7 protein-coding genes and 1 pseudogene are annotated in these 7,417 nt (G+C 48.2%); 1 reads left to right on the forward strand and 7 read right to left on the reverse strand.

Going from position 1 to position 7,417, the window contains the following annotated elements:
• A partial coding sequence (locus V7L95_RS03895; RefSeq protein WP_340968980.1) for a hypothetical protein occupies window positions 1–109 on the forward strand: 109 nt, incomplete at its 5' end.
• Window positions 110–222: 113 nt separating this feature from the next.
• Here the strand turns inward: V7L95_RS03895 and V7L95_RS03900 are convergent.
• From V7L95_RS03900 to V7L95_RS03930, 7 genes and pseudogenes are all read right to left on the reverse strand, one after another.
• Complete coding sequence (locus V7L95_RS03900; RefSeq protein ID WP_074041882.1) at window positions 223–363, reverse strand: XkdX family protein; 141 nt, start codon at window positions 361–363, stop codon at window positions 223–225.
• Entirely contained in the window at window positions 363–650 is a 288-nt protein-coding gene (locus V7L95_RS03905) for a hypothetical protein (RefSeq protein ID WP_340968081.1), read from the reverse strand. The genes V7L95_RS03900 and V7L95_RS03905 overlap by 1 nt, the downstream gene beginning before the upstream one ends.
• 11 nt (window positions 651–661) lie before the next feature.
• Window positions 662–2,095: a phage baseplate upper protein gene (locus tag V7L95_RS03910; RefSeq protein ID WP_340968083.1), complete on the reverse strand. Its 1,434-nt coding sequence runs from the start codon at window positions 2,093–2,095 to the stop codon at window positions 662–664.
• A 14-nt stretch (window positions 2,096–2,109) separates the two neighbouring features.
• Window positions 2,110–3,990, reverse strand: coding sequence for a right-handed parallel beta-helix repeat-containing protein (locus tag V7L95_RS03915; protein WP_340968086.1), 1,881 nt, complete (start codon window positions 3,988–3,990; stop codon window positions 2,110–2,112).
• 12 nt (window positions 3,991–4,002) lie between these two features.
• Window positions 4,003–5,394: a phage tail protein gene (locus tag V7L95_RS03920; RefSeq protein ID WP_340968089.1), complete on the reverse strand. Its 1,392-nt coding sequence runs from the start codon at window positions 5,392–5,394 to the stop codon at window positions 4,003–4,005.
• 11 nt (window positions 5,395–5,405) lie between these two features.
• A complete protein-coding gene (locus V7L95_RS03925) occupies window positions 5,406–6,833 on the reverse strand; it encodes a glucosaminidase domain-containing protein (protein WP_340968090.1) in 1,428 nt (475 codons plus the stop codon).
• Between the two features lie 15 nt (window positions 6,834–6,848).
• Window positions 6,849–7,417, reverse strand: a pseudogene (locus V7L95_RS03930) (phage tail tape measure protein); the annotation flags it as partial.

A 7,417-nucleotide genomic window follows, 5' to 3' on the forward strand; every position in this document is an offset into this window, starting at 1 on the left:
TGAGAAAATTGATCTGATTGCAGACCGTGCAATGGCACGTGGTGAATTTGGCCAATTTAAAAAGCTGAACAAGGAAGGGTCTGCTTTTGTTTTAACATCGTTGAAATAATCGACCTTCGTGTCAATACGAACGAGCCACTCACGAATATCCGAAATCTTTTCGTTTAATTCGGTATTGCTCGGCTCCGCCATAAGAACGTCTCTCCTTCCAAAATAAAAAGCCTACGCTTCTACGTAAGGCTCACCCGTAATTTCTTCGTATTGTTCCGGCGTAATTTTCTTCATGACGACCGCGGCTGCGACTTGTTCCTTCGTCCAATCTCCGTCTGCATAAAACTTCTTGATGATCGCGAACCAATTCATTAAATCACCCCTCCCATCATTAGCGTAAAAACCAACTCGGCATGCTGCTGTCGTAGAACTTCGATTTCGGATGGCGCTGCTTCCGGAAATAGACTGTCGATGTAGTCTTGCGCTGCACCCTCGAACCACTCTTCTTTCTCCGGATCGAATGTCGCGATAAACAGACCGTCTTGTGGTTTGACGGGCGTGTATCCTTCCGGAATTTCTTCGCCGTTTTCTATATCGACGAGTATTTCTCCGGCTGCTTGCCATACATAATTTTCATCGTATTTATATACGCGTATCATTAAAGCACCTCCTATACTTTCGCCGCCCTAAAACGGAAGCCAAACGTTATAAACTCGTTCGGATTAGCCGTATTAGAACACGATTGAATGCAAACCTTGCCGTCTGTTCCGATATACGTACGGTGGTACTGCGGGACGTTTGTCGTTCCTACACTCGAAGCTACTCCGATAAAATGCATTGATTGGATCGGAAAATAATCCGGTAGCAACGTGAACGCCGCAACGTTATTGCCAAGCGCCCCACCTGCGATTGAACCGATAATCTCAACGATACCGAATGCGTCTTTCGTGTAGCGCAACGTGTGAGGAAATCCGTCCGGCGATACGTATTGCTTCCACCCGTTGCCTAACGACGGCGTTTCCCAAACAACGGCGGTGTCTTTCGTATCTAAAAGGCGTCTCCATCCGCGGAAAGTGCCTGAACCGAAGGTATTGCGCCAAGTAGATCCGTCGTTACCCATCGCCAGTACTTCGCCAACATTATCCTCCGCAATCTGAAATCCGCGAAGCGAGGCCGAGCTAGGTCCGTTTGCTGACGTACTATTTCCGTAGAAAGTAGCCGTCCGAGCCGTTAGTAAATCCGTATATAAGTCCTTGCCGGCTAGGTTGAGTTTAAAAGAACCGGTATCAGCCGTTAGCTTCCGGAGCTGCCCCGCATTCCACTTCGTCTTATCGTCTGCGGTAACGTGCAGATCTAGATTGTTCGCGTGAAGATCGACTTTCTGTTGGGACCCCGACGTAGTTTCCTTCGAGTTCCACGTCGACCGCTCTTCGTTAGTTACGTGCTTTACTGCATCATTTGCGTGTGCGGTTACTTTCGCTTGGGCGCCGACCGTCGTCTCCTTGGCGTCCCACTCCGCTTTCTTCTGAGGCGTTACGTGAACATCTGTGTTTTCTGCATGCGCATCGACCTTTTCCTGCGCACCAACCTTCGTTTCAACGTTATCCAGGTCTTCAAACTTCGCTTCGATTTCCGCAACGGTTGCAACGACGTCGTCGTAAAGATCATTAATCTGACCGCGCAGTGTTTCAAAGTCATCGATGTAGTATTCCGCGACAGGGACGATATCTTGATCGATAAGAGACTGCTCGATGCTGAAGCCGAATTTATGAATAGAAAGCGCCTGACCGTTCGTGTAATACAAAATAAGCTCGGCTTTTACTGCGCCGTAATGACGAATTTCGTCCGTAGCCAATACGTATTCGGCAAGTCCTTCCGGTTTATTTACTAGTGTGATCGCTCGAATAAAACGGCTTCCGTCTGCCATCGAAAGGACTAGTTTACCTACAACCGCAGACAACGGCAAAGGGACGCCATCTTTCGTGAGCTTAAAGGACAGGCGTGCCGTGTTTATATCTTGCGTGCTGAATTGTATGGCGGCATTGATAGGCCGCTTTGTTTGCGCATTGACGTCGAAAGACAAAGCGCCATCTTTTGCTAACATCCGTTTTCCTCCCTTTAAATAACGTTCGCAGTCGATGTGATTGGGTCGATGCTGTTGTCGTTATAGCTGTCGTCAAAGCCCGCACCTTTTACGTAATTTCCGTAAGATGAAATTTGCGAGCAAGTATTCGTCAGATAAATACCGTGACGCATTCCTAGTCCGGTAATATCGTTAAACGCACACATGGATCGCGCTACGCCGGATAGAAATATGATTCCGTCATAGCCATCGCTTTCGGTTGCCCTCGTGCCGACATCTACGAGCGTATTAAAAAAGACGCGCACTCTTCGCGATTCTCCTGACACAGAGATTCCGGAAAAGCCGACGTCTTTCAAAATATTATTTGCGACCGTTACGTTATTGCATAGACCTTCTTCGATACGAATTCCGTTTCCTTTGACGCCGCGTAACGTATTAGCTGTAGCTGATCCGTATGTGCTGCGTGTTATCAGAATACCGTGATGGCCTACGTTATCGACTATGTTATTTCCGATCGTATAGTTGTAAACGTCGGAGATGTGTATACCGTGTCGTTCAACAACGCCGTCAATTACGTTTCCTGAGATAACTACGTCATCAATCGTCTGATAACCTTTACGGCCATATACTTGAATCGCGTGATTCTTCGTGATGTTCGTGATTGTATTTTCGGTGATAATGTGGTGCTTCGTTTTGTTCACGCGTCCAGTCGGATTTCCGTTTGCATCCTGCGTATACTGCGACGTGACTCGCGGCAGTAGGATTCGGATTCCTGACGCGCAGTTGTTCAGTCTGTTTCCGCTGATTCGCGTATCATGCCACTTGTTCCCGCTTATTGCGTACTCAGTCGTGTCTTCGATCACGTTGTCTAAAATGCGGATGACTGAATACCAAACGCCGTCCGTACTCGTATGTGAATCGACTGCACGCGCCCAGCCGCCGAGCTTACTGGATCTCCCGAAGTAATTTCCGCGAATGACGATGTTTCTCGTGACAGTCTGATCGTATGACCCGAACGCGCCGAAGTTTGCGGATGAGCGCATTAAATCGAGCTGAATAGCTGCCGAGAACCACCGATCGCCTACGTAGTCCGCATAGCCTTTAAATTTAACGTTCTCGATCAGGACGTTTTGGTTGCCGGCGCAGTCAAATGCATGCCCACCTACGACATCAAGTACGGTAATATCTCGAATGATAATTCCGTCAGCATGCGCAAACCCGAATACGGAGCACTGCTGCTTGATTACCGCGCCGTTACTATCGAAGGTGCCGCCGCCCTCAATTACGATGTTTCCGTGGCCGTTATAGCCGCTGAAATTATCCGTTTCAAGTCCGTTGACTAGCATAGATCCTACGAAGTTCCGTTTGATAACTGCGCCGGCCTGAACGATTAGACGCGTGTTTCTGAAAATCCGAAGCGTTCGTGTCTGCGTATAGTTCCCGGGCGGAACCACAAGCGTAATAGGCGTTGATTTCGATAGGTCAAGCGCCGCTTGCATTGCGTCGTCAAAGTTTCCGTATTTCTCTAAGTACGGACGCAACGAAATAAATACGGCCATGTCTTCGATCTTCTTCATTAGTTTAGCGAAGTCATAATCGAAGCGATCTTTAGCCGTAGGATGCGTAGATGCGTCGAGCGCTACCCGCAAGTCAACGACTTCTTTGACGTCTTCGCCATCGTGATTAACGACGAGGTTCGCAAAACGCGCGTTTAAGTTATCCAAGCGATTGGCAGCAGTAAAAAGCCCGTGCTGAATTTGCTCGGACTTGTGTGCGGGCGATGCGTTTTTATGGGCGTTTAGCTCGGCGGTCGCTTTCGTAAAACCTTGCTCGATGTTCGAAAAGTTATCGTTTAAGTTATTACGAGCGATTCGATCCCACGCCGACGCTATTCGCTTTAAAAATACGTTAGCCATTTAGTGCCTCCTTTATTTTGATTCTAGCGCGGCCACTCTCGCAGTTAGCGCCGTTAGATCCGATATGAGTTTGTTAAGATCAACGTTAGCTCCGGAAGAACTGACGATGACCTTCGATAGTTTTATGAAATCTGCCGACGACATTAGGCCGGCTTTTGATGCGCTAGCCATATCTACTTGCGGCTTACCATCCGGACCAACTACGATGCTTTGTAGCTTCTGAAAATCGCTCGACGTCATTAAGCCATCAGAAACCGCCGTCGCCGGTCCGTACTTCGGAATAGTTGTCGGGTCATAGCCGTCGTCAAAGTTCGCATCGCTTCCGATACGTATTCCGGAACCTACCGATGTCCCTTTTACTTTTCCGGACGCATCAATCAACTTGGATACGCGCTTCTCAGTCTTCCGAAAGTTTTTCATGTCCGTTTTAATATCGCGTTTCAGCTTTCCGAATGTGTAAACTGGTGACTTATTCGGATCTGAATAGCGTTCAACTCCGACAACTTTAATCCGCTTGTTGATTCCAAACGGATCGATCATGCACCATACGTAGTCGCCTTTGCGGATGTCTTGGACGCCGAAATGTCGAAGCTCCGTATACGTCAACGTCAAGGACAACTCGATTGTGTCCGTTAGTTCTTCCTGTAAGCGGAGTTCTAATTCGTCGGCATTCTTGTCGGTGTATGCATCATCGCGAATAGGGGCCGCGTGCTTAATTCCGTAGATTTCGGCTAGCGGACTCGTATATTCAAGTTCGACCGCATATGCTTTCGTTTTGTCGTTCTGTTTACCGAAGCCGCGGATATACGTCTTCAACGAACTTGTATCGATCTCAACCGATTCGTCGCGCGAATTGAATTTATAACGAATCTGATAATCGGTGTCTCTAGCCAATTCCTTCGCAATGACAACCGTTTTGCCTTCGATGGCGTATTCCGCTTTGTATTTATCGAGAATATCTCGCAATAAATCGTTAGAGAAACCGTCGCCGAAATCTTCGAGCTCGAATGTAGCGTCAAGGCCTTCCGGTGATATGTCGTATGAATAGCCGGACCCTTCGAGGGCAATCGCAACCATGTCGTCAATAGTCATCTTCTTTTTCTTGCCGGATTTGCTATAAACGTAATTGTCGGCGAGGTCGATTAACGGCTTATAGACGCCTGATGCTTCGATCTTTATCGTTTTATTTGCCGTGACTGGACGCGTCTTCTTGATGACGTACTCTTCACCGTCACAAACTAGTATATTTTCGTTCTCGATCAACCCGAATGAGTGATCGTTGTTTCTCGTACTCAAAACCGACACATCAAGCGACTTTTCATTCTCGGACGTTTCCCGAACCGTACAATCGTAGTCGGTGAGCGCCTCAACTTCGCCTCTTACCGTTTTTATAAGTAGCTCCACCGCGCCACCTCCTAGAAATAATAGAACCGAAAATCGAATTTGATTTCGAATGATTCGCTCGTTCCCGACAACACAAATTCGTTCCACCCCGGCTCTAGTCGGATTGTCTGCCGGTTGGTATCTCCGAAAATACTTACGCCGTCTTTACGCGCCTTGACCCCGTCCAATACGATCGTCTCTTTAGCCGTCGAATCTCCGGTATACTGCCACGCGTCACCCGTCGTTTTGTTCGTGATCTTCAACTTAGACGAAGCGCCCCTATAAGAAATGACGAATGGCAATTCCAACGGATCAATACGAATAGCCCCCGCATTGTAAATACGGAAGCTCTTTGATGTATGTTTGTAAGTCGGAATAGTATCCGTTAGGTTTTCGCCGAACTGCCAAAGACTCGCGTCAAAAGTGAACGGATCTTGCGTCGTTCCGACCGATTCGCAATAAGGAGATGCGCTTTCGAACGTCAGTGTAAAATCGGCCACGCTTCCGCTTCTTTCCGGATCAAAAGAATCGCTCAATTCGACTCGCCATCGTTTTTTCGGATTGCCTTCCGCGACTAGATAAAACTCGGATTCTTGGTAAAGAGCGTTATATATTTCGTCGCGTAGCAAGTAGAAGTCAGCCGCGTCTTCGGCATACATTGTACATTCGGCTGTGATCCGACGATTTCCGAAATCCTTGCCTGTACGATAAGAACCGTTTTTCCCCGGTATGTTTTCGTAAGTGATATTCGGAGACGGCGCTGAAACGACCAAGCTTCGCACTAGAACCGATAAGTCCCTCGCCATATCAATAATCGTTCCATTGCGATACTGAATACGGAAGTTTGCATCCGAACGCGGAATCGCTGAAGATCGCCCGAAAACAATATCCGGCGAGAATGCATCTTCGTTAAAGTTTTCGTCAATATCAACAACGGACGGTTCAGGCTTTGGCTGCGCTGGCTTATCAACATCGGTGCTAGTATCCGTTGTCTTCTTCGTGTCATACTTCGTCAGGTTATGCGTCGCGATGATGTTGTTTAGTTTAGTTGCGTACGCTGGGTCCGTCGCATACCCGGCCTTAACGAGAGCCGCCGTCGCTTTGCGATAGTTCGTCTGACCGACGACGGCTTTATAGTGATTCGGGTCCCAGCTCGTTCCGTTAATGTATAGTTTCGCGAGGTCCTGCATGGATTCGTACCAAGACGGATACTTACGGAAGTCGGCGTAAACTTGCACGTTTCTTCCGTTATACACTTCCCACGTCAACATTCGAATAGATGCGCCTTTGTACGAGCCTTTAACACCGAATAGGTTTTTCCCTTTCGTAGCCAAGCCCGAATTTCCGTAGCCGGATTCTAGGCAACCTTGCGCAATGACAAGCGACGCAAGTATATTGTAATTCCGGTATATTTTCTGCGCGTCCGGCGCTATCGCTTTAATAAAACTAGCGTTGCTCAACCGCTCACCTCCTCCCTAGTAACTACTTCGATCTATTTCGTCCATCTGCCGTCTGCTAACGTGTGGTTCGACGATTCGCCCGACTACTTCTCCTTCCATGACTACCGACAGCCCTTTAAGTGACTCGATAGCAGATGCGAGGCTGGATAGGTGCGCCTGTATCTGCGGGCTGTTGCCACCTGCTGACGTCACCCGAGCCGTATGTCCGGCGTCTAGCATTCGGAATAGATTCGCCTGCTGCGCTTCCGTCAAGACCATCTCATTTCGTAGCGCGCGAATATCAACTTCGTGACTCATCGGACGATCGATAAACTTCGATGCCATGCCGCCTGAGTGCAGCTTGCCGGCTGGTTTACCGACGATGCCTCCGACGTGATAAGTACCTTCGTTTCCGCGCCCACGGCTGACGGCTCGTTCCGTTTTACGGGTGACGTCGTTAGTAAATATCGTGATGTATTTACTTAGGTCTTTGCCTAACGCGTTATTCATTTTCTCCGCTTGGCTAGTGATATCGATAACTTTATTCTTCGTCTGATCTAACTGCGATAGTTCTTTTTCGATGGCTGCGAGTGATTCTCGATATT

Origin of the sequence: Bacillus sp. PPSBB_11, from assembly GCF_038023285.1 — a bacterium.
Taxonomy (GTDB): Bacteria; Bacillota; Bacilli; order Bacillales; family Bacillaceae; genus Bacillus; species Bacillus altitudinis.